The organism is Deltaproteobacteria bacterium (assembly GCA_016875395.1).
Classification (GTDB): Bacteria; Myxococcota_A; UBA9160; order UBA9160; family UBA6930; genus VGRF01.
In genome coordinates, this window is record VGRF01000006.1 from 89386 (window position 1) to 111344 (window position 21959).

The following is a 21959-nucleotide window of genomic DNA, read 5'->3' on the forward strand; positions in this document are numbered from 1 at the left end:
GTACGTGCAACTCAACGTGTGCAAGCGCGATGCACGTACGTCCCCGTTGCACGTCCCGCGCCTTACGCCACCACCTCCCACTGCGGAATCCTCAGCACCTCGCCGCTCTCCGGGTCCTTCGCTTCCTCGAAGCACACGCGCACGCGCTGACCCACGGCCACTTCGTCGGGCGCGCGGTTCACGACGTTGCCGACCACGCGCACGCCGGGCACGTCGTCGACCGAGACGAGCACGACCACGTAGGGGACGCGGTCGTGCAGCGCGGGGTGCACCGCGTAGTGCGCGACGGTGAGGCTCTCGATGCGGCCGCGGCCGGCGCTCGCGCGCTCCGTGAACTCGAACGACTGGCACGCGCCGCACACGTCGGTGGGCGGGTGCTGCACGTGCGCGCACTTCGCGCACTGCTGGAACACGAGCGCGCCGGCCGTGAAGAAGCGCTTCGTGAGCGCGTCGGTGCCGGGCAGCATCCAGCTCTCGCCGAGGTAGCGGGCCATCGCGCGTCTCCCCTCGCCCTAATTGCTGAACAGCACGGCGCTGCCCGGCGCGAAGCCGGGGCCGGCGACGGCGAGTGACAGCTCGACATCCGGGACTTGCGCGGTGCTCTCGCCGCGGACTTGGCGCACGGCCTCGACCACGCACTCGAAGCCGTGGATGTAGGCCTCGCCGAGGTTGCCGCCGCTGGTGTTGAGCGGCAGCGCACCGTGCGGCGCGAGCAGGCGTCCCCCCGACACGAACTCCTCGATGCCCTCGGGAGGCGCGAGGCCCATCTCGCACATCGCGATCAGCACCGGCCCGGTGAAGTTCTCGTAGAACTGCACCACGTCGAGATCGGCGGGCGTGACGCCCGACTGCTCCCAGATCGCGCGGCCGACGACGTGCTTGTGCGCGGTGGGGAAGACGTGCTCGTTGAACGCGCCCGCGCCGTCGCGGAAGCCGAGGCCCTGCGACGCGGCGAGGATCGGCACGGGCTTCTTGCGCAAGTCGCGCGCGCGCTCGGGCGTCGTCACCACGATCGCGGCGGCGCCGTCGTTCTCGGGGCAGCAGTCGTAGAGGTGGAACGGCTCCGCGATCCAGCGCGAGGCGTGATACTTCTCTCTTGTTAGGGGCTTGCCGTAGCGCAGCGCGCGCGGGTTCGACTGCGCGTGGTGGTACGAGGCCAGCGCGATGTCGCAGAGCGCCTCCTGCGAGATGCCATGACGCGCCATGAACGCGCTCGTCTGCAGCGCGCAGATCTGCGCGGGCGAGAGCAGGCCGTAGGTCGCGGTGAAGGCGAAGTTGCCGCGTGCGTAGCCCGCGCCGCCGGCTTGCCCGAAGCGGCCGAACTGCCCCTGCGCGAGCGCGCGGAACACGACGACGTGCTTCGCGAAGCCGCCCGAGACCGCGGCGTCCGCGAGCATCACCGCGCTCGCCATGCCGTTGCCGCCGCCGCCCCACGGCTGCGCGGTGTAGGTGAGCTGCTTGCAGCCGAGCGCCAGCGCGAGGCGCATCGGGTCGTTGCGCTGATCCATGTACGAGACGAAGCCGTCCACGTCCGCGAGCGCGAGCCCCGCGTCCGCGACCGCGTTCCGGATCGCGATGCACGCGAGCTGGAACTCGCTCTCGCTCGCGCGACCGCGCTCGTAGTACGTCGACTCGCCCACGCCCGCGACGACGGCCCGCTTCTTCACGCGCGTCTCCTCAAGTGAGACCGCCGAAGCGCGGCATCACCTCGGTCGCGAAGCGCTCGATCGAGCGCTTCAGCTTCTCGTGCGGGATGAGGCCGTTGTAGGTCCACGCGAACAGCCACTTCGCGGGCAGGCGCTTCAGCAGGCGCTCGAGCTGGCGCGACACGGTGTCGGGCGTGCCCACGAGCACGAGGCTGTCTTCCATGATGTCTGGCATGGCGCCGCTCTGCGGGTGCGACATGCCCTGGTCGAAGCCGAACGGCGCGAACCAGGCGGCGCCCACGAACGCACCGGAGTCGCGCCACAGCGCGTGCGCCTCTTCGTCCGTGTCGGCGATCACGACGTCGCGCAGCACGCCGATGCCGTCGCCGGGCGCGCGGCCCGACACGCTCGCATACAGCTCGAACAGCGCGCGCTCTCGCACGGGGTGCAGCTGAGGCAACACCGCCGTAATGCCTTGCTCCGCGCACCAGCGGATGCTGCGCTCCGAAGACGCGAAGGGCTGGAAGATCGGCGGATGCGGGCGCTGCAGCGGCTTCGGCACGACGCCGACCTCGCGCACGATGCCGTCCCGAACACCGGCGCCGAAGCGCTGCGTGGCCTCGAGCGTCCAGGGCGTTTCGCCCGGCGGCACGCGCCAGGTTTTGCCCTGATGACTGATCAGGTCCTCGGTCCACGCGCGCTTGATCAGCGCGAAGCTCTCCTCGAACGCCTCGCGGTTCGCGGCGTCGATCGCATCGTGCTGATGCGGCTGCGCGCCGTGGATGCCGTGGGTCTGCTGCGCGAGCACGTCCACCCAGCGCCGCTGGTAGCCGCGCGCGAAGCCCGCGCAGGCGCGGCCGCCCGACATGTGGTCGAGCATCGCGATGTCTTCGGCGACGCGGATCGGGTTGTCGGCGGGCAGCACGATGCCGAGCTGCCCCACGCGAATGCGCTGCGTCTGCATCGCGATGAAGAGATCGAGCAGCACGGGGTTCTGCGACATCTCCACGCCTTCGACGTGGAAGTGATGCTCGGTGAAGTAGATGCCCTCGTAGCCGAGCCAATCGCCGAGCCGCGCTTGCTCCGAGAGCTCGCGCAGCATCTTCGCGTAGAGGTCGCGGCGCAGGCCCGAGCAGCCCGCTTCCATTTCGGCGCGGCTGCCGACTGAGGGCAGGTAGAACAGCGAGGCCTTCACGCATTTCTCCCTAGCAAGGGCCGCACTTCCTTTGCGAAGCGCTCGAGCTGCTCCTCGCGTTCCTCGGCGCGCCCGACTACGTCCACGATCACGCTGCGCACGCCCGCGCGCTGCAGCTCCGCGATGCGCGCTGCGACATCGGCGGGCTTGCCGAGCGCCGCGTAGCGCTGCGCCGCGCGGCGAAAGTCCATCGCGTACCGGCGCGACAGATGCTCGGTGGCGCCGTCGAGCGCTTCCTCGTACGAATTCTTGGTGAGCGTGAAGAGCAGGTGGCCGGTGTGGAAGCGCTTCAGCTCGCGCTTCGCGGCGAGCGCGGCGGCTTCGATCTTCTCGAGCCCCGCGCGGTACTGCTCCGCCGTCACGACGTACGAGATCCAGCCGTCGCAGAGGCGGCCGATGCGCGCGAGCGCACCGTCACTGCGTCCGCCGGCGTGAATCGGCAGCTCGCGCTGCGCGGGCGGCGGCAGCATCTGCACGTTCGCGACGGGATAGAAGCGCCCGTCGTGCGTGACCGGCGCGCCCGTCCACAGCTTCCGTAACAGCTCGATGCCTTCCGTGAGGCGCGCGCCGCGCTCGTTCAGCGGCACGCCGCAGGCTTTGTATTCATTCGCGAACTCGCCGCCCACGCCGACGCCGAATTCGAGGCGCCCTCCGATCATGCGGTCGAGCGTCGCGACCTGCTTCGCGACGGGAACCGCGTGGCGCAGTGGCAGCAGGTAGACCGAAGTGCCGAGCCGGAGCTTCTGCGAGAACGCGCCGATCATCGCGAGCTGAATCAGCGGGTCGTAGAGCGGGACCGTGAACGCGATGTGATCGCCGACCCACAGCGAGTCCCAGCCCTGCGACTCCGCGCGCTCGGCGGTCCGCTTCGCTTCCTCCACGTTCGCGGCGGTGGTGATGAAGCCGTACGTGAGCTCGGACGCGAGGGGGAGCGACATGCGCGCACGGTACGCCGCTCGCGCGCGCGCTTGCTATTGGGCGACGAACGTTTCCCGCGTGCCGTTCGCGTCCACCGTGTAGGCCGTGCCCGAGACGAAGTCCGTGCCGAGCGCGAGCGCGGTCTCCTTCTCGCCGTAGATCATCGTGCAGGCGACGTCGTCGCGCGCGGGCTCGGTGTTGAACACGTCGATGAAGATCGTCGCGCCCTCGCGCCGCACGTCCGCGCGCGCGAACTGCGCGCAGCCGTTCGGAAGCGCGGAGGTCACGTCGGCGAAGACCTGCGGCGGGAAGGACTCCGCGACGCGCACGGAAACGCGCACGACCTGCGCGCGCACTTCGCGCCGCGCGTCCGCGAGCGAGCCACGCAGCGGCGGCTTCGTCGGCGCGCCCGGAAGCTCGGCGCGCGCCGGCGGTGCGCCATCGGTGCACGCGGCGTGGAGCAGGACGAGGAGCGCGAGGAGCGCGATGCGGAGCGGCATGGGCGCAGCATAGAGTCGCTTCGGACTGCGAGGAGGCGCCCGTGCGAATGCGAGCGGTGTTGGCGGCGGCTGCGATCTCGGCCAGCGCAGGCGCGGAGGAGGCGCTTCCGAGCGCGGCGTTTCGCGACGCGATCGCGCGCACCGAGGCGAAGCTGCTGGCGAGCGCGCCGGCGCAGTCGCCGGAAGGAAGGCGCGCGGCCAGCGCGTATCTCGCGGGCCTGATCGAGCAGGCGTGGTCGCTCGCGGGCGAGGATGCGCTGCGCTTCGAGCCGGTCTTCTACGGCAGCGGCTCGCTCGGCGGGCGGCCCGGCCTCTTCAATCCCGACAACATCTACCTAACGACGCTGCTCGATCCGGCAGGGAGCTATCGCATCACGGGCAGGCGCGGCTCGCACGCGCAGCTGATCCTTCAGCTGCTCGACGACCCGAGCGTCCTGGCGCTCGGGCAGAGTCGCGGCGTGATCGACGTGCAGCAGCTCGGCGTCGCGGCCGGCGAGGAGATCGAGTTGTGGCTCGGCGGCGAGCAGCGCGCGGGCCACTGGTTTGCACTCGCGCCCGACGCGAGCTCGATGCTCGTGCGCATGACCTTCGCCGATTGGGCGGCCGAGTCGCCGTCGACGCTGCGCATCGAGCGCCTCGACGAGCCGGCGCCCGCTGCGGAGGATCCAGCGCAGGGCCGGCTCGCGCGCGCTGCGCGCTTTCTCGACGGCGCGGCGGCGCTGTGGCTCGACGCGTTCCTGCAGCGCATGGAGTCGAGCGTGCCGGTCAACGGCGTGACGGAGCTGCGCGCGACGCGCGATGGACTCACGGGGCAGTACTCCGTGAACGGCCGCTTCGATCTCGCCGAGGACGAGGCGCTCGTGATCGAGGTCGCGCGCAGCAGCGCGACTTATCAGGCAATCCAGCTCGGCGACGCTTGGTTCGTCACGCCCGACTGGACGCGCCATCAAGTGAGCCTCAACCACGCGCAGGCCCGCGCCGACGCCGACGGCAGATTCCGCTTCGTGATCTCGCGCCGCGACCCGGGCGTCCCGAACTGGCTCGACACCGCAGGCACCGCGCGCGGCTACCTGTTCATGCGCTGGCAGGGCGTGCCGGCGCCCCTCGGCCCCGAGTACGCGCCGAGCGCGCGGCTCGTGAAGCTCGCCGAGCTGCGCGGCGTGCTGCCGCAGGACACGCCCGTCGTCGACGCCGAGGAGCGCGCGGAGCAGCTGGCGGCGCGCAGACACGCCCCGTCGCGGAAGTGAGGGGCGGACCGAAACGCGAGGTCTGACTCAGGCGCCGAAGATCCCGCCCTCGACGTCCACGCCGACGGGCGCGTGGTCGCTGCCGCGCACGCTCGCTTGGATGAACGCGGCGCGCACGAACGGCATCGCTTCGGACGACGCGAGCACGTAGTCGATGCGCCAGCCGATGTTCTTTGCGCGCACGCCGAAGCGCTGGCTCCACCACGAGTAGTGCCCGCCGTCCGGCTCGAACGCGCGGAACGTGTCGACCCAGCCGGCCGCGAGCCAGCGCGCGAGCTCGCGGCGCTCGTTCGGAAGGCAGCCGCTCGTCTTGCGGTTCTCCTTCGGGCGCGCGAGATCGAGATCGGTGTGCGTGGTGTTGAAGTCGCCCATCGCGAGCACGTGCGCGCCGTCCGCGCGCAGCTTCTCGAGCCGCTCGAACACGCGCTTGTAGAAGCGCAGCTTGAACGGCACGCGCGAGTTGTCGCGCTCTTTCCCGTTGCCGTTGGGGAAGTAGACGTTCGCGACGACGAGCCGCCCGAAGCGCGCGAGCTGCACGCGGCCCTCGGCGTCGAAGGCGCGCTGCTCGAGTGAGGTATGCACCGCCTCCGGCGCGCGCCGCGCGTAGAGGCCGACTCCGCTGTAGCCGGCGCGCTCGGCCGCGACGAAGTGTGTGTGCCAGCCGCGCGGCGCCGCGAGCCGCTGCGGCAGGTCGGCGTGCTGCGCGCGCACTTCCTGCACGCCCACGATCTCGGCGTCGCTGCGATCGAGCCAGCGCCGAAAGCCTTTCGCGTCGCACGCGCGCAGGCCGTTCACGTTCCAGCTGAGGATGCGGTGGAGGGTCATCGCTCGGTTCGAGCTCGCGAAGTCACGCGTCCTGAATCAGATACGTGTACTCCCACAGCCCCTGCTTGTATCGCGCGCGCAGGCGCGTCGCTTCTTCGAGCGAGATCGCGCCGCGGCGGCGCGCGTCTTCGGCGAGCTTTCGCACCTTCTCGTTGAGCGAGGCCTGGTCGTACTCGACGTAGGTGAGCACGTCCTTCACGTCCTCGCCCTCGACGACGTGGTCGACCATGTAGCCGCCGCTCTCGTCGTCGACGACGACGTGCACGGCATCGGTGTCGCCGAACAGGTTGTGGAGGTCGCCGAGGATTTCCTGATAGGCGCCGACCATGAACACCGCGATGTAGTAGCGGCGGCCGTCGAGCGGGTGCAGCTCGAGCACGTTCTTCACGTCGTGCTGGTCGATGAACTGGTCGATCTTGCCGTCGCTGTCGCAGGTGAGGTCCGCGATGATCGCGCGGCGCGTCGGCTTCTCGTGCAGGCGCTGGATCGGCATCACCGGGAAGAGCTGCTTCACCGCCCAGTGGTCGGGCGCGCTCTGGAAAACGGACAGGTTACCGTAATAAGTGTCGGCCAGGCCCTTCTCGAGCTCCTCGAGCTCCTCCGGCACTTCCTTCAGATCCGCCGCGATCTTCTGGATCTTCTCGCAGCAATCCCAGAACAGGCGCTCGACGCGCGCGCGCGCGCGCAGATCGAGCTGGCCCACGTTGAACAGGGTCGCGGCGTCTTCCTTGATCTGCATCGCGTCGTGGAACGACTCGAGCACGTTCTTCTTGTTCACGCCCGACCAGACCTCGTGCAGGTCCTTCAGCACCTTCGGGTCGTCGTCCTTCATCGGCTCGGGCTTGCGGCCGATGCGCACCTCGCTCGCCCCGAGCACGTCGAACACGAGCAGCGCGTGGTGCGCGACCATCCAGCGCCCGGCCTCGGTGACGATGTCGGGGTGCGGGATGCCCGCGCCGTCGCAGGCCTCTTGCACCGAGGCGAGCACGTCGTTCGCGTACTCCTGCACGGTGTAGTTCTTCGAGCTGTGGAAGTTGGTCTGCGAGCCGTCGTAGTCGACGCCCAGGCCGCCGCCGACGTCGAGGATGCGCGGCTTCGCGCCGAGCTCGTGCAGGCCCACGAAGATGCGCGTCGCTTCGCGCAGCGCGTCCTTGTGCGCGCGGATCGCGGTGATCTGCGAGCCGATGTGGAAGTGCAGCAGCTCGAGGCAGTCGAGCATGTCGCTCGCGCGCAGCTGCTCCACGGCATCGACGATCTCGCTCGCGGTGAGGCCGAACTTCGACTTGTCGCCCGTCGAGTCGATCCACTTGCCCGCGCCCTTGGACTGCAGCTTCGCGCGGATGCCGATGTGCGGCTTGATGCCGAGCTCGCTCGCCACCTTCACCACGAGCTCGATCTCGTGGAAGCGGTCGATCACGATCACCGGCGTGCGGCCGAGCCGCTGGGCCAACAAGGCTGTCTCGATGTAGGCGCGGTCCTTGTAGCCGTTGCAGATGATCAGCGCGTTCGGAGTGTCGAGCAGCGCGAGCGCGATCAGCAGCTCGGGCTTGCTGCCCGCCTCGAGGCCGATGCCGTACTCGGCGCCGAACGAGACGAGCTCCTCCACCACGCGCCGCTGCTGGTTCACCTTGATCGGATAGACGCCGCGGAACTTGCCGTTGTAGCTGTAGGCGGCACTCGCCGAGCTGAACGCGTCGGCGATGCGCTTAACGCGCGCGTTCAGGATGTCGGGGAAGCGCAGCAGCATCGGCGAGCGCAGACCGCGCTGGCGCAGGTCTTCGACGAGCGCGGGAAGGGGGATCGCGGGGCCCGTCTCGCCGCGCGGCCGCACTTCGAGCTGGCCCGCGTCGTTGACGCTGAAGAATCCGCGTCCCCAGTTCTGAACGTTGTAGAGCTCGAGGCTGTCGCGGATGGTCCAGGCGTGCATCTTGTTAGGTGATTCCCCCGTCTTGCAGCGCTTCGTCGCGCTGCTCTTCCGTGGCCAAGTCTTTCACACGCACGACACCGCGTGCGCGCTCTTCGGGCCCGATCAGATAAACGTGCCGCGCGCCGGCTTTGTTCGCATCGGCGAACACCCGCTTCGGCTTCAGGTTGCTGAGCACGAGCTCGACGGTTTTCCCCTGGGCGCGCAGCGCGCGGGCGAGCCGCACGGCCGCGGGCCGCTCGTCGTCGCCGAGCGGGAACACGACCGCGTCGAGCGCGCGGGTCAGGGTGGGCAGCTTGCCGCGCTCGGCGAGCAGCTCGGCGATCACGGCGTCGCCGAAGCCGAAGCCGACCGCCGGCAGGGGCTTGCCGCCGAGCGTCTCGACGAGGCGGTCGTAGCGGCCGCCGCCGCATACGGCGCGCAGCTCGCCCGCTGTGTCGAAGGCCTCGAACACGACGCCCGTGTAGTACGCGAGCCCGCGCACGACCGAGGCGTCGAAGGCGACGCGATCCGCGACGCCATACGCCGCGAGCAGCTCGAACAGGCGCCGCAGCTGTGCGAGCGCGGGGGACGCCGCGCCGGCGAGCCGCGCGGCGTCGTCGAGGCCGCGCGCTTCGAGCAGCGCCACGACCGCCTCGCCTTCGGCGCGCGCGAGCTGCACCGCGCCGCTCGCCTCCGTGAGCTGGTCGATCACGGCGTCGCGCCCGATCTTCGTGAGCTTGTCCACGATCACGCACAGCGGCGCGAACGCGTCGGGCCGCTTCGCCAGCACGCCCGCGCGCAGGCTCTCCTCCAGCAGCGCGCGGTGGTTCACGCGCATGCGCACGTCGCCCGCCGCGAGCCCCATCGCGTCGAGCGCGTGGAAGATCGCGGCGATCAGCTCGGCCTCGGCGGTGACGTCGGCCTCGCCCCAGACGTCCATGTTCCACTGGTAGTGCTCGCGGCGGCGCCCGCGCTGCAGGCGCTCGTAGCGCCAGCACTGTGGGATTGCGAACCAGCGCAGCGGGAGCCGCAGCGCGCCCTGGCGCGCCATCACCATGCGCGCGAGCGAGGGCGTCAGCTCGGGGCGCAGCGCGAGGTGCCGGTCGTGGAGCTGGAAGTGGTAGAGCTGCTCGACGATCTCCTCGCCGGCCTTGCGCAGGTAGAGCTCGGCGTGCTCGACGACGGGCGCGTCCACCTCCTCGAAGCCGAACGCGAGCGCGGTGCTGCGAAAGCGCTCGAACAGCCACGCGCGCAGGCGCATGTCGTCGGGGTAGAAGTCGCGCGTGCCGCGCGGCGGGGCGAGGTCGGTCACGCGCGCGATGTATCACCCACGCGCGCTGCGGACCAGAGCGCGCGCGCTGCGCGGGGCAATTTCGGCCGGGCCGCCTCGGCCCCCGATCATTCTGGCCGGGCCGAAATGTACGGGGCGGTCATTTTGGCCCGGCCGGAATGCTCGCTCGCCCGCGCGCGCCGCTGCTAAACCCCGCGCCCGCGCCGCGCCGATGCTGCGCGCGACACTTCCGAGGAGCCCTCGCGATGCAACTCCGCCTCTCGCTCGTGCCCGTTGCCGCTGCGTTCGCTCTCGCCGCGTGCGGCGGTGACGATGCTGCGCCCGCCGATGCTTCCGGCGCGGCGGAATCCGCAGCGAGCGCCGCCCCCGCAGCCGCGCCCGCGACGCCCGCCGATCTCCCGCGCGGCCTGCTCCTCGCGCTCAGCACGTTCCGCAACGGCGACGACGGCAAGCCCATCCCGCAATCCGAGCTCGTGGTCGTGACGCGCAGCGGCGGCGCCTGGAACGCGGCCTCGGTCAGCGACCCCGACAGCAACGTGTTCCACAAGGCGATGGTCGTGGACCTGCCGGGCCACGGGCCGTCGCTGGTCACGCTCGGCGCGATGAAGGCCGCGGTGAAGCGCTGGCAGAAGGGCGACGCGGGGCTCGCGCCCGCCGAGACGCTCTGGGAGGCGAAGTTCGGCGGCACCTTCGACCGCATGCGCGACGGCGAGGCCGCGGACCTGTTCGGCGATGGCAAGCAGGCGCTCGCGATCGCGACGCACGACCAGGGCGTCGTCGCCGTGCTGCGCGCGCAGGAAGGCGGCGGCTGGGCCGCGACCGAGCTCGACCGCAAGCCCGACACCTTCGTGCACGAGATCGAGCTCGGCGATCTCGACGGCGACGGCGTGCGCGAGATCTACGCCACGCCGAGCGCGCCCAACAAGCTCGACGGCTCGCCGCAGCCCGGTGAGGTGGTGCGCTTCGTGCCGGGCAAGGGCGAGGGGCGAGCGGTCGTGGCCGACCTCGGCATGCGCCACGCGAAGGAGATTCTCGTCGCCGACGTCGACGGCGATGGCCGCGACGAGCTCTACGTCTCGGTCGAGGCCGCCGAGGGCGGGAACCTCGAGGTGAAGCGCTACGACGCCGGCACCGATCCCACCGCGGGCGCGGTCGTGGTGACTCTCGCCGACCCGATGTGCCGCTTCCTCACCGCGGGTGATCTCGATGGCGACGGCAAGCAGGAGATGGTCGTCGCGGCGAAGGACACCGGCCTCTGGCTCGCGCGCCCCGGCGCGGACGCAAAGGCGCCCTGGACGACGGAGCACATCGACGCGGACTCGAAGGGCTTCGAGCACGCCGCGCTGCTCACCGACCTCGACGGCGACGGCGTGGACGAGCTGTACGTCGCGAACGACAAGGCGAAGCAGCTGAACCGCTACGTGTGGGCGAACGGCAAGGCGCAGCGCGAGACGATCTACACGAGCGCGTCGCCGAACGCGGTGCTCACGTGGAACCTGATGCCCGCGCCGGTGGAGCTGGTGAAGTAGAGGCTGCGCCGCCTGCGCGGAGACACGTCCACGCAGGCGGCGGGCTCACGGCGCGCGGAGGGGACGTCCGCGCACCGCGCACAAGCGGAGCTTCTTTCCGCGCGCGTGTCCGCTACGGCAGCGGCAGCTGCGCGCAGCGCGCGTCGTGGCTGCACGCGACGAGCGGCACGAAGCGCCCCGAGCGCGGCTTCGTCTCGAGGAAGAGCCCGACTCCGCGCGCGAAGAACTTGTGCTCGTAGGCCGCTGGCTCGAGTGTCGTCGTGTCCGCAACCACGACGCAGTCGCCACTCGCGCAGAACAGCTCCGCGAGTGCCTGCGGTACGGCTTGGTCGAGCATCGCGTTCTGCCCGTAGCGGTAGGTCGTGCTGAGCACCGTGCCGACGTCTTCTGCCGAGCCCGCGGCCCACTCTTGGCGATACGTCGCGCCGACACGGGGCGCTCCCATCATCAGCGTGCCCGACTTCGCGCCGTCGACTCCTGCCTTGAACGAGCCCTCGATCTCGACGAGCTGCGGCAGTTCCGGGTCGTCGCCCTCGAACACCTCGTAGTCCCGCGCGAGCTCGCCGCAGTACTCGACGCTGCCGTCCGTGCGCAGCCCGAACCAGTCGTCCGTGTCCTCGACCAGCACGCCCTCTTCGAACGCCCTGTCGTTCACGACGACGCAGTCGATCCCCGCGATGCGCTTCGTTTCGTCCAGCACCTCGATCTCGACGCGCGAGTCGCCATCGTCGAACACCCAGCGGTTCCCGACGTCGAGCGGGAACCAAGGATTCGTCCGCGAGGGACTTCGCGGATCCTGGAACAGCGCGGGATCCATGTCGGGCTCGTAGGGCGCCTCACCGATCTTCTCGCACAGCGCACGCCGCGCGCCGCGCTGTGCGCTGCACTCCTCCGCCTTCTCGGAGCGCGCCTCGTGCGCGTCCGCGAGGCACTCCGCGCGCTCGGCGGCGGCGCCGCTCTCTTTTTCTTCTTGCCCGCTTCCGCCGGTGCGGCGCCGAAGGCCAGTGCGACCGCCGCGATCACGGCAACTCCAAGACTCAGTCGACGTGCTGCCCGACCCGAACGCTCTCGCAACATGAGTGACTCCCGTTGAAGTTCGCTCGCGGCGGGGTGCAAGCGCGGTGCCGCGCTCCGAACGCGGCCATCGCGCGCTGCGCGGGCGGCGTTGCCGAGACGCTCTGCCGATTTCGGCGCGGCTCTGCCGGACTCGGCAGGCGCGCGAGCGCGGAACGCCACCTCGTGGCACCACGTGCGGTACGTCGCTTGCTGCGCTTCACCCGAAGGCGCGCGCTTCAGCGCTGCGCAGGAGCCTCGCTTTGCAGCCTCAGCACCACGCGCACGCTCGCGTTCACGGCGCTCGCGTGCACGTAACCGATCGCGCGCTTCTCGCTGGCAACGAAGCGCAGCACCGCCTCGTCCGACGCCAGCGTGGCCGGCGGCTGTACGCCTTCGAAGTACTGGCGGCTCCAGTAGCGGCTCAGCTGCGCCGGCGTGAGCGCGAGCACCGCGCGCGTGAAGGCCTCGCGCAGCGGGCTGCTCGCGGCGTGATTGAGCGGCACGATGCGCGCGCCGTCCTTCCAGTAGCGGCGCTGCTTCAAGTAGATCTGCGCGAGCTCGTCCGCATCGAGGCTCACCGCGCGCTCGCGATGCACGATCACCGCGATCTCCTCTGCCTCGGCTGCGCGCGGCGCGAGCGCGAGCGCGAACGCGAGGGCGAACGCCGTGCGCCGCATCAGAACAGCACCGAGAACGACGCGTGCAGCCCGCTCGCGAGCTCGGCGTTCTCATGCGTGACGGCGCGATACCCCGCCTTTAGGTTCAGCCACTCGCGCGGCAGCCAGTTCACGCCGAAGTCGAAGATCTGCGCGGCGCGCCCGTCGGCGGCGTCGTAGTGCTCGGCGCGTCCCACGAGATAGAGGCGCGCGAGCTTCGGCGAGACGCGATCGAGCGGATACGCCGCCTCGACGAACACGCCCCAGAAATCGCGGCCGGGGATGTCGCCGCTCGAGACGTGCAGCTCGCTCGTCAGCTCGAGGCGGTCGGTCGCGCGCCACTTCGCGTCGAGGGCGCCCTGCGTCGTCCAGGCGCCGTTCTTCTCGTTCGCGAGCACGGCGCCGCCGAACGACCAGGCGCCGCGCGCCTCGCCGTATTCGAGCCGCACCCCGACGCTGCGCTCGGCGGGGCTCTCGTCGCTCTCGACGTCGAAGGTGTCGATGACTTGGCCGAAGACCTGATAGCTGACGACGCGGTCTTCGGGATGGAACGATCCGAAGATCGCGACGCCCGTCGAGTGCTCGTCGAGCCCGAGCTCGACGCTCGCGGGCTGCGTCGGCGTCCACACGAAGGGCTCGGCCGGCGCAAGATTCCAGCGACCCACGGGCGTCTGGAACTTTCCGAAGCGCACGTTCAGCGCGTCGCTGAGTCCGTACTCCACCCAGAGCCGCTCGAAATTCGCGCGCGGGTCGGAAGCGACGGCGCCGCCACTCGTCTCCCAGCTGGCCAAGTCGCCCACTTCGAGCTCGGCGAAGAAGCGCAGCCGGTCCGTCGGCTCGTAGGCGACGAGGAAGTTGATGCCGTCGAGCGCGAGCTCGGCGGGCTCGCCGTCCTCGCGTTCGATCTAGAACGTGCCGAAGGCCCCGAGCGTGAGGCCGCTGTTCCCGAACCGCAGCCCGCGCGCGGGCTCGTACTCGACCGGCGCGAACGAATAGGGCGCGCGGCTCGGCTGTTGCGCATCCGCTGCCGGCGCAGCCTCCTGAGCGTGCGCGGGCAGCGCCGCGAGCAGCGCCAGCGCGAGGCTCGCCAGGAGCGCGCCTGCGCCGCTGCTAGCGTGCCGCGTGATCGCCGACGTGGGTGCGGGCATGATGCTTCCGCCTGATGCGAAGCCGAGCGAAGCGGAGCAATCCGTATCGCGCTTCCCGCTCCGTAACAAGCTGCTCGCGTTCGCGTTCGCCCTGGTGGTGATTCCCGGCACTCTGCTCGGCGCGCTGGCGACACGCAACGCCAGCGCCGCGCTCGAGGCGCAAGTGGGCCGCGCCCTCGCGCGCGAGGCGGCGCACACGGCCGATCAGCTAGCGGCGCGCCTGCGCAGCGAGCGACAGACGCTCGCGAGCTTCGCGCGGCAGGACTTGATGCGAGACCTGCGCGTCGGCGACGTCGACAAACGCGTCTCGCTCGCGCTCGCGACCTTGCGCGCGGGCGCGGGCGCAGCGCGCAGCTACTACGCCCTCGACGCGCACGGCCGCGTCGTCGCGGCGAGCGAGCCGCGCGCGCTCGGCGAGGCGCCGCCGTGGCTGCGCGAGCTCGGCGTCGACGCCGCGCTCGGCGAGCGCACGCTCGGGCCGCTGCGCGCACCCGAGGGTGTGCAGCTCGTGATGATTGCGCCGCTGCCCGATCCCGACGACCCGGCGCGGGTGCTGGGCGTGCTCGCGGGCGCGTTCGCGTGGGACGCGCTGGTAACTGCGACGCGCGTGGTGCAGCGCGATCTCGCGCAGCAGGGCATCGCAGTGCACGTGCTCGTGTGCGACGCGCGCGGAGAAGTCCTCGGCGGCGTGCGCATGCAGGACCGCGCGGGGCCGGCGCGCGCCGAGCTTGCTGCCGCAGCGGAGCTCACGGGGGCGCCGGGCTGGCTCGCGCAGAGCGAGACGATCTCGGGTCGCGCCGCGCTCGCGAGCGATCTCCCGCCGTGGCGAATCGTGGTGATGCAGTCGCGCGAAGACGCGCTCGCGCCCGTAACGAGTCTGCAGCGGCGCATGGCGCTGACGCTCGGCGCCTTGCTGCTCGCCGCGCTCGCGCTCGCCTGGCTCGCATCGCGCCGCGTCGCCCAGCCGCTCGCGGAGCTGACGCGCGCGATCCGCGGCCTCGCGCGCGGAGGCGCGCACAGCGTGCTCGTGCGCGGCGACGACGAGCTGGGCGTGCTCGCGGACTCCTTCAACCGCATGTCCGCCGATCTCACGCGCGCGCAGAGCGAGCTCGTCGAGGCCGAGAAGTTCTCGTTCGTGGGCGAGCTCGCCGCGGGTGTCGCCCACGAGATCCGCACTTCGCTCGGTGTGCTCAAGAGCTCGGTGCAGCTGCTGGACCGCTCGCTGCCTGCGGACGCGCGCGAAGAATCCCACGAGCTCGCGCAGATGATTCGCGACGAGGTGGGCCGGCTCGGCGGCGTGGTGGACGATCTGCTCACGCTGAAGCCCGACCGCACGCTGCGGCTCGAGCCGGGCCCGCTCGCGCCGATTCTCGCGCGCGCGGTGGAGTTCGCGCGCGCGCCCGCGAGCGCGAAGGGTGTGAGGCTCGCGTTCGAGGCGCCCGCTCACGAAGCACACGTCGCGCGCGCCGGAGCTGCTGCATCAGGCCGCGGTGAACCTGCTCGTGAACGCGGTGCAAGCGCTCGGCGAAGGCGGCGCGATCGAAGTCTCGATCCTGCCCGCGCGCGAGGGTTACGGAGGCTTCGAAGTGCGCGACGACGGTCCCGGCATTCCCGACGCGATTCGCGAACGCATCTTCCAGCCATTCGTCACGGGCCGCGCCGGCGGCGTCGGACTCGGCCTCACCTTCGTGAAGCGCGTCGTGCACGAGCACCGCGGGCGCATCGCGCTCGATTCGGCGCCGGGCGCGACGCGCGTACGCGTCGAGATCCCGCTCGCGGAGGCCACGCCGTGAAGCGCGTGATCATCGTCGACGACGACCGCCGCACGCGGCGCGTGCTGCAGATTCTCGTCGAGCGCCTCGGCCTCGCCTCGGCCGCGTTCGAGGAGGCGGAGAGCGCGCTCGCTGCGCTCGCGGAAGAGTCGGCGGCGCTGGTGCTCACCGACCTGCGCATGCCTGGCCTCGACGGCCTCGGCTTCATGCGCCGGCTGCGCACGCTCGACACGCAGGTGCCCGTCATCGTGCTCACCGCCTACGGCAACGTCGAAGCTGCCGTCGAGGCGATGAAGCTCGGCGCCGTCGATTTTCTGGCGAAGCCGTTCGACGTCGACGCGCTCGAGCTCTTTATCCAGCGCTCGCTCGAGCACTCGCGCACGCGCGTCGAGCACCGCTTCCTGCGCGAGCAGGCCGCGCGCGCGCCCGGCTTCGAAGAGCTGCTCGGCGCGGCGCCCGCGATGCAGCGCGTGTTCGAGCACATCGACAAGTTCGCGCCCGCGAAGAGCGCGGTGCTGATCACCGGCGAAACTGGCACCGGCAAAGAGCTCGTGGCGCGCGCGATTCATCGCCGCAGCCCGCGCGCGGACAAGCTGTTCGTGCCGCTCAACTGCGCCGCGATTCCGGGCGAGCTGCTCGAGAGCGAGCTGTTCGGCCACGTGCGCGGCGCGTTCACGGGAGCCACGGCGGATCGCGAGGGCAAGTTCGCCGCGGCCGACGGCGGCACGCTCTTCCTGGACGAGATCGGCGACATGGACCTGCGCCTGCAGGCGAAGTTGTTGCGCGCGCTGCAGGAGGGCGTGGTCGAGCCGGTCGGCAGCAACCGCCGCGTGCGCGTCGACGTGAGAGTCGTCTCCAGCACCAACCGCGACCTCGAAGCCGCGATCAAGTCGGGCGCCTTCCGCGAGGACCTCTACTACCGCCTCAACGTGCTGCGCATCGAGCTGCCGCCACTGCGCGAGCGCGCGAGCGACGTGCCCGCGCTCGCCGCGAGCTTCCTCGCCGAGTTCGGGCGCGAGCTCGGCAAGGGCGCTCTCGCGCTCGAGCCCGCCGCAGCCGACGCGCTGCGCGCGCACCGCTGGCCCGGCAACGTGCGCGAGCTGCGCAACCTGATGGAGCGCGCGGCCGTTCTCGCGGAACGCGGCGCGCTCGGCGAGGCGCTCGTGCGCGAGCTGCTCCCGCGCCCGTCTGGCGCCGCGAGCGAGGCCGAGCCCACGACGCTCGAGCTCGACGCCGTGGTCTCCGAAACCGAGCGCCGCGCGATCCTGCGCGCGCTCGCCGCTGCGCACGACAACAAGCTCGAGGCGGCGCGCTTGTTGGGGATCGGCGAGCGCACGCTCTGGACGAAGCTGAAGAAGTACGGGCTGTGAGCGCGCTCGCTCACGCGCCGCGCAGCCGCGCGTAGACGAATTCGTCGACGAGCTCGCCGTCCTTGAACGAGGACTTGCGCAGCACGCCCTCGCGCACGAAGCCGCACTTCTCGAGCACGCGGCAGGAGGCCGGGTTCCACGCGTACACGTGCGCATCGAGCCGCGCGACGTCGGTCTGTGCGAACGCGGCATCGCTCAGCGCCGCGAGCGCCTCGCTCGCGTAGCCGCGCCCCCAGGCGTGCGGCCCGAGCATGTACCCGATCGTGCCCGTGTACCGCTGCCGCCCGTCGAAGCGATACATCCCGATGCTGCCGACCACGTCGCCGCTCGCCTCGATCGCGAGATGCCAGGAGCGCTCGTCCTTCAGCGCCATCGCGAGAAACGCGTCCGCCGCCGCGCGCGTGTACGGAAACGGAATCGAGTCGCCGACGTTCCGCCACACCGCGCGATGATTGATGTTCCGCACCAGCGCCTCTTCGTCGCCGAGCCGCCAGCTCCGCAATAACAACCGCGCCGTCCGTATCTCCATCGCACGAAGCTAACGACCGCACGCTCACGGGCCGCCGACTCCGGGAAGCGCGGGAGGCGCGCCTCAACGGCGCGCCGACCCGCGCACGAATTCCGTCACATTCGATCACGCGAGCACGGCACCGAACGCGCAGGAGACGCAGGCCGAGCAGGCGGAGCGCGGCGGGCGGGCCGCGGCGGCGAGGTAAGACCGGACGAGGGGCCCAAGAGAACGCCCGCCTTCAGACGAAGCGCGCCCCGTCTCCGAAGTGATTCCACCCAAAGGCCCCGAGGAGGCACGAGCCGCCGCGGCCCGCCCGCCGCGCGGAGCCGGTCCCACGAACCAGCGCGGCGACGGGAGCGAAGCGATCCGTCGCCTCTCCGTAACAACTACCGCCGCGCCACCGCCAACATCGCCTCCGTCGCCACCTCGATGCACTGCGCCATGTTGCGGTTGAGGTCGATCTCCGCGGGCCCCGGCCACGGCGTGCGATCGCTCACGACGCAGATGCAGCCCGCGCGCACGCCGAACAGCGTCGCGAGCGTGAGCAGCACGCCGCTCTCCATCTCCATGTTCACGACGCCCGCCGCGCGCATGTCCTCGATGCGCTGGCGGTGCTCGTGCGCCCAGTAGCCGCCGACGCTCATCGAGCTCATGCCGCCGCCCGCCGCGAGCGTGGCGTTGCGGATGTAGAACGCGTCGAGCGACCAGGTGACGCCAGCCCGATGCCGTGCGCCGCGCTTCTTCGCCGCAGCCAGCAGCGCGCCCACGGTCGCGTGGTCGGCGACCGCGGGGAACTCGGGAATCACGTACGCCTTGCTCGTGCCGTCGTCGCGCACGGCGCCCGTCGTGATCACGAGATCGCCGAGCGCGAGATCGGGCGCGAGGCCGCCGCTGTTGCCGACGCGGATGAACGTGTGAGCGCCGAGCTTGATCAGCTCCTCCACGATCACCGCCGTGCTCGGCGCGCCGATGCCCGTCGATGCCGCGCACAGCGGCACGCCATCGAGCTCCCCCGTAACAACTCGGTACTCGCGGACGCGGCACGTCTCGCGCACGCCGCGCCAGCTCGCGCTGATCTTCTCGACGCGCGCCGGGTCGCCGCACACGAACACGTGCGGCGCGACGCGATCGGCCGTGAGGCCGGTGATGGGCTGGGCGTTCGACACGGGCGGCTCCTCGGAAGTGGCGCGCAGCGTCTGTCAGGGGAGGGCGCGCGGCAACGCCGGGAGCTTCCGCACGCACTCGACCGGCAACTTCGGCTCAAGTCCGGGCCGTTTTGCCCCGACCGGGAGGGGCCTCGGAGCGGCCGAAACGGGGGGCTTGGTTTGCCTCGCCAAAACACGACGGCTAAATCGGGCCGCCTGCTGGCGGGCTCTTAAGGATAGGAAGCCGCCTCCAGCCCTGGGGGCGGGGCGGAAAGCCGGACGGGTGGGGGGAACGGTGGCCAAGGGACTCGTGATCACGGAGAAGCCGAGCGTCGCGCGCGACATCACGGCGGCGCTGGGCGGATTCACCGAGCACGAGGGCTACTGGGAGAGCGATCGCTTCGTCGTGACCTTCGCGGTCGGGCACTTGTTCGAGCTGCTCGAGCCGGAAGAGATCGACGACAAGTACAAGCGCTGGACGCTCGACGTGCTCCCGATCCTGCCCGAGACGTTCCAGCTCAAGAAGAAGAAGGGGCAGACGGACCGCATCCGCGTGATCGAGAAGCTCGCGAAGCGCGACGACGTGGACCGCCTCATCAACGCCTGCGACGCCGGCCGCGAGGGCGAGCTGATCTTCCGCGAGATCGCGCGCTACCTCGAGACGCGCAAGCCGATCGAGCGGCTCTGGCTGCAGTCGATGACGCAGGATGCGATTCGCAGCGGCTTCGCGCAGCTGATGCCCGGCAAGCAGCTCGAGGGCCTCGCACAGGCCGCCGAGTGCCGCGCGTACTCGGACTGGCTGATCGGCATGAACGCGACGCGCGCGCTCACCAAGCGCCTGAAGAGCCGCAAGGAGACGCGCGCGTGGTCGGCGGGCCGCGTGCAGACGCCGACCCTCGCGCTGCTCGTCGACAAGGAGTTCGAGGTGCTCGCGCACGTACCGCGCCCGTTCTGGCGCGTGACGGCGACCTTCGCGGCGGCGGATCACACCTACACCGCGCAGTGGTTCGACCCTGCGTTCCGCGAGGGCGACGACAGCGAGCAGAAAGACGACCGCATCTTCGATCGCGCGCGCGCCGACGCGATCGTGGCGGCCGCGCGCGCGGGTACGGCGCTCGCGGGCGAAACGCGCAAGCCCTCGCGCGAGAGCGCGCCGCCGCTGTTCGATCTCACGAGCCTGCAGCGCGAGGGCAACCGCCGCTTCGGCTGGAGCGCGCGCAGGACGCTCGGTGCCGCGCAGGCTTGTTACGAGGCGTACAAGGTCCTCACCTACCCGCGCACCGATTCGCGCTGCCTGCCGAACGACTACCGCGCGACGGTCGACGAGGTGCTCGGGAAGCTCGCCGCCGCGCGCGGTGAAGGCGTCGCCGACTACGCCGCCGGCGCGCAGCGCTTGCTGCGGGACGGCCTGCTCAACACCGAGCGCGTGTTCGACGACGCCGGCGTCTCGGACCACTTCGCGATCGTGCCCACCGGCGTGCTGCCGCGCGCCGACATGCGCGGCGACGCGCGCCGCCTCTACGACCTCGTCGCGCGCCGCTTCCTCGGCGCCTTCCACGGCCCGGCGCTGTGGGAGCGCGTGGAGCGCACGACGGTGCTCGCGAGCGAGAGCTTCCGCACGCGTGCGCGCGCGCTGATGGAGCCGGGCTGGCGCGCGGTGCTGCCGGCGGGCGACGAGGAAGAGGGCTCGGGCGCGCTGCCGCGCCTCGCGCCCGGCCGCGACGAAGCGAGCGACGTCTCGGTGCGCACGCAGGAAGTGCTGTCGCAGGAAGAAGAGACGAAGCCGCCCGCGCGCATCAGCGAGGGCCGCCTGCTCTCGCTGATGGAGAACGCGGGCCAGGATCTCGACGACGAGAACCTCGCCGCGGTGATGCACGAGAAGGGCATCGGCACGCCGGCGACGCGCGCCGAGATCATCGAGAACCTGATCGGCAAGGGCTACGCGCTGCGCCAGGGCAAGAGCCTGCGGCCCACCGTGAAGGGCATTCGCCTGATCGACACGCTGCGCCGCATCGACGAGACGCGCCTTGCGAGCGCCGCCCTCACGGGGGAGATCGAGCAGCACCTGCGCGAGGTGGAGCACGGGCGCCGCACCGCGAAGGACTTCCTCGACGAGATGCGCGAGTACACGAGCGAGATCGTCGACCGCACCAAGGGCTTCCAGTACGAAGACCTCTACGCGAAGGAAGCCGAGCTCGGGCCGTGCCCGTCGTGCGGGCGGCCCGTGATCGAGATGGCGTGGTTCTACCGCTGCAAGCCCGTCGATCCGCTGCCCGAGGGCCAGGCGGACTGCACGATGCGCTTCTGGAAGGACACGTCAGGTCGCTACATCGATCGCCGCTCCATCGCCGCGCTGCTGCGCGAGGGCAAGACGGGCGTGCTCGACGGCTTCACTGCGCGCAGCGGCCGCACCTACCGCGCGAGCCTCGAGGTCGATCACGACGAGTGGCGCGTGCAGGTGCAGCCCGCGGGCTGGAACGAAGAGGCCGCGAGCGAGACGCCCGAGTACGAAGTGAACACCGAGCCGCTCGCAAAGTGCCCGTTCGGCGGCGAAGAGTGTCAGGTGATCGAGACGCCCACGCACTTCGCGTGCACGAGCTGGGTGGCCGACGCCGAGGCGCAGGCCGCCTTCCGCGCCGCCAAGCGCGCCGCGCGCGAGGCGGGCCAGCCGCCGCCGGAGAAGCCCGAGAAGCCCGACCACGCGCTGTTCGTGTTTCCGCGCACGGTGTGCAAGCGCGAGATCACGCGCGACGAAGCGCTGACGTACTTGCGCGAGGGCAAGACCGAGCTGCTCACCGACTTCACCTCGCGCCACGGCCGCCCGTTCAGCGCGCAGCTCGTGCTGAAGGACACGGGCCGCCACGGCTTCGAGTTCCCGCCGCGCGGGAAGCAAGGGCCGAAGCCGGAAGGCGAGGGCGCGGAAGCCGGAGCGGACGCCGTAACAGCTGAGCCCGCCAAGCCGGCGAAGCCGAAGCGCGGGCGCGCGAAGGGCGCAGCCGGCGCGGGTGCGGAGGCTACGACGGACGCGGCGGCTGCAGGCGACACGCTCGCCGCGAAGCCGAAGGCCCGGCGCGGCGCGAAGAGCTTCGACCCGGGCACCACGCGCGTCGTGCGCGCGAAGAAAAAGAGCGCGAGCCCGCGCAAGGGGGCGGCGGCGAAGCGCGCGAAGCCGTGGGCGAGGAAGAGCGGGGCGAAGAAGGTGGCGCCCGCCGCGGAGTAGACGCACGCCCCGTGTTCGGCTCCG

The 21959-nt window shown here is 71.2% G+C and carries 18 protein-coding genes; 4 read left to right on the forward strand and 14 right to left on the reverse strand.

The window, feature by feature from the left end; all coding sequences use genetic code 11:
- Positions 1-62: 62 nt before the first annotated feature.
- Genes FJ091_07055 through FJ091_07075 form a run of 5 tightly spaced genes read right to left on the reverse strand, consistent with a single transcriptional unit; the run spans position 63 to position 4259 of the window.
- Positions 63-494 (reverse strand): OB-fold domain-containing protein, encoded by a 432-nt coding sequence (locus FJ091_07055; GenBank protein MBM4383115.1) that lies wholly within the window; start codon positions 492-494, stop codon positions 63-65.
- An 18-nt stretch (positions 495-512) separates the two neighbouring features.
- Positions 513-1667, reverse strand: coding sequence for an acetyl-CoA acetyltransferase (locus FJ091_07060; GenBank protein MBM4383116.1), 1155 nt, complete (start codon positions 1665-1667; stop codon positions 513-515).
- Positions 1668-1677: 10 nt separating this feature from the next.
- On the reverse strand, positions 1678-2841 hold the full coding sequence (locus FJ091_07065; GenBank protein ID MBM4383117.1) for an LLM class flavin-dependent oxidoreductase: 1164 nt from the start codon (positions 2839-2841) through the stop codon (positions 1678-1680).
- On the reverse strand, positions 2838-3779 hold the full coding sequence (locus FJ091_07070; protein MBM4383118.1) for an LLM class flavin-dependent oxidoreductase: 942 nt from the start codon (positions 3777-3779) through the stop codon (positions 2838-2840). Before FJ091_07070 ends, FJ091_07065 begins: the two co-directional genes overlap by 4 nt.
- Before the next feature lie 33 nt (positions 3780-3812).
- Positions 3813-4259 carry a hypothetical protein gene (locus FJ091_07075; GenBank protein ID MBM4383119.1) on the reverse strand — a complete coding sequence of 149 codons (447 nt, stop codon included), beginning with the start codon at positions 4257-4259 and terminating at the stop codon, positions 3813-3815.
- Between the two features lie 41 nt (positions 4260-4300).
- Between FJ091_07075 and FJ091_07080 the strand changes: the two genes are divergently transcribed.
- Complete coding sequence (locus tag FJ091_07080) at positions 4301-5506, forward strand: hypothetical protein (protein ID MBM4383120.1); 1206 nt, start codon at positions 4301-4303, stop codon at positions 5504-5506.
- 27 nt (positions 5507-5533) lie between these two features.
- Here FJ091_07080 and xth read toward each other — a convergent pair whose 3' ends face one another.
- From xth to FJ091_07095, 3 genes are read right to left on the reverse strand one after another with little or no spacing between them, the layout of a single operon-like run.
- Positions 5534-6331: an exodeoxyribonuclease III gene (gene xth, locus FJ091_07085; GenBank protein ID MBM4383121.1), complete on the reverse strand. Its 798-nt coding sequence runs from the start codon at positions 6329-6331 to the stop codon at positions 5534-5536.
- Positions 6332-6353: 22 nt separating this feature from the next.
- Positions 6354-8258 carry a biosynthetic arginine decarboxylase gene (speA, locus tag FJ091_07090; GenBank protein MBM4383122.1) on the reverse strand — a complete coding sequence of 635 codons (1905 nt, stop codon included), beginning with the start codon at positions 8256-8258 and terminating at the stop codon, positions 6354-6356.
- 4 nt (positions 8259-8262) lie between these two features.
- Positions 8263-9549 carry a histidine--tRNA ligase gene (locus FJ091_07095; GenBank protein ID MBM4383123.1) on the reverse strand — a complete coding sequence of 429 codons (1287 nt, stop codon included), beginning with the start codon at positions 9547-9549 and terminating at the stop codon, positions 8263-8265.
- Between the two features lie 224 nt (positions 9550-9773).
- Here FJ091_07095 and FJ091_07100 point away from each other — a divergent pair, with 224 nt between their 5' ends.
- On the forward strand, positions 9774-11057 hold the full coding sequence (locus FJ091_07100; protein MBM4383124.1) for a VCBS repeat-containing protein: 1284 nt from the start codon (positions 9774-9776) through the stop codon (positions 11055-11057).
- A gap of 112 nt (positions 11058-11169) precedes the next feature.
- On the opposite strand, the gene FJ091_07105 is transcribed toward FJ091_07100, so the two are convergent.
- The 4 genes from FJ091_07105 to FJ091_07120 form a co-directional block, all read right to left on the reverse strand.
- Positions 11170-11874, reverse strand: coding sequence for a hypothetical protein (locus FJ091_07105; GenBank protein ID MBM4383125.1), 705 nt, complete (start codon positions 11872-11874; stop codon positions 11170-11172).
- A 475-nt stretch (positions 11875-12349) separates the two neighbouring features.
- Entirely contained in the window at positions 12350-12790 is a 441-nt protein-coding gene (locus FJ091_07110) for a substrate-binding domain-containing protein (protein MBM4383126.1), read from the reverse strand.
- Positions 12790-13569: a hypothetical protein gene (locus FJ091_07115; protein ID MBM4383127.1), complete on the reverse strand. Its 780-nt coding sequence runs from the start codon at positions 13567-13569 to the stop codon at positions 12790-12792. Before FJ091_07115 ends, FJ091_07110 begins: the two co-directional genes overlap by 1 nt.
- A gap of 105 nt (positions 13570-13674) precedes the next feature.
- Positions 13675-13917, reverse strand: coding sequence for a hypothetical protein (locus tag FJ091_07120; GenBank protein ID MBM4383128.1), 243 nt, complete (start codon positions 13915-13917; stop codon positions 13675-13677).
- On the opposite strand from FJ091_07120, the gene FJ091_07125 reads away from it, so the two are divergent.
- Entirely contained in the window at positions 13916-17059 is a 3144-nt protein-coding gene (locus FJ091_07125) for a sigma 54-interacting transcriptional regulator (GenBank protein ID MBM4383129.1), read from the forward strand. The genes FJ091_07120 and FJ091_07125 overlap by 2 nt on opposite strands.
- Before the next feature lie 10 nt (positions 17060-17069).
- Here the strand turns inward: FJ091_07125 and FJ091_07130 are convergent, their stop codons facing one another.
- Entirely contained in the window at positions 17070-17588 is a 519-nt protein-coding gene (locus tag FJ091_07130; protein ID MBM4383130.1) for a GNAT family N-acetyltransferase, read from the reverse strand.
- 368 nt (positions 17589-17956) lie between these two features.
- Positions 17957-18736 (reverse strand): nucleoside phosphorylase, encoded by a 780-nt coding sequence (locus FJ091_07135; GenBank protein ID MBM4383131.1) that lies wholly within the window; start codon positions 18734-18736, stop codon positions 17957-17959.
- 274 nt (positions 18737-19010) lie between these two features.
- On the opposite strand from FJ091_07135, the gene FJ091_07140 reads away from it, so the two are divergent.
- Positions 19011-21935 carry a topoisomerase C-terminal repeat-containing protein gene (locus FJ091_07140; protein MBM4383132.1) on the forward strand — a complete coding sequence of 975 codons (2925 nt, stop codon included), beginning with the start codon at positions 19011-19013 and terminating at the stop codon, positions 21933-21935.
- Positions 21936-21959: the final 24 nt, after the last annotated feature.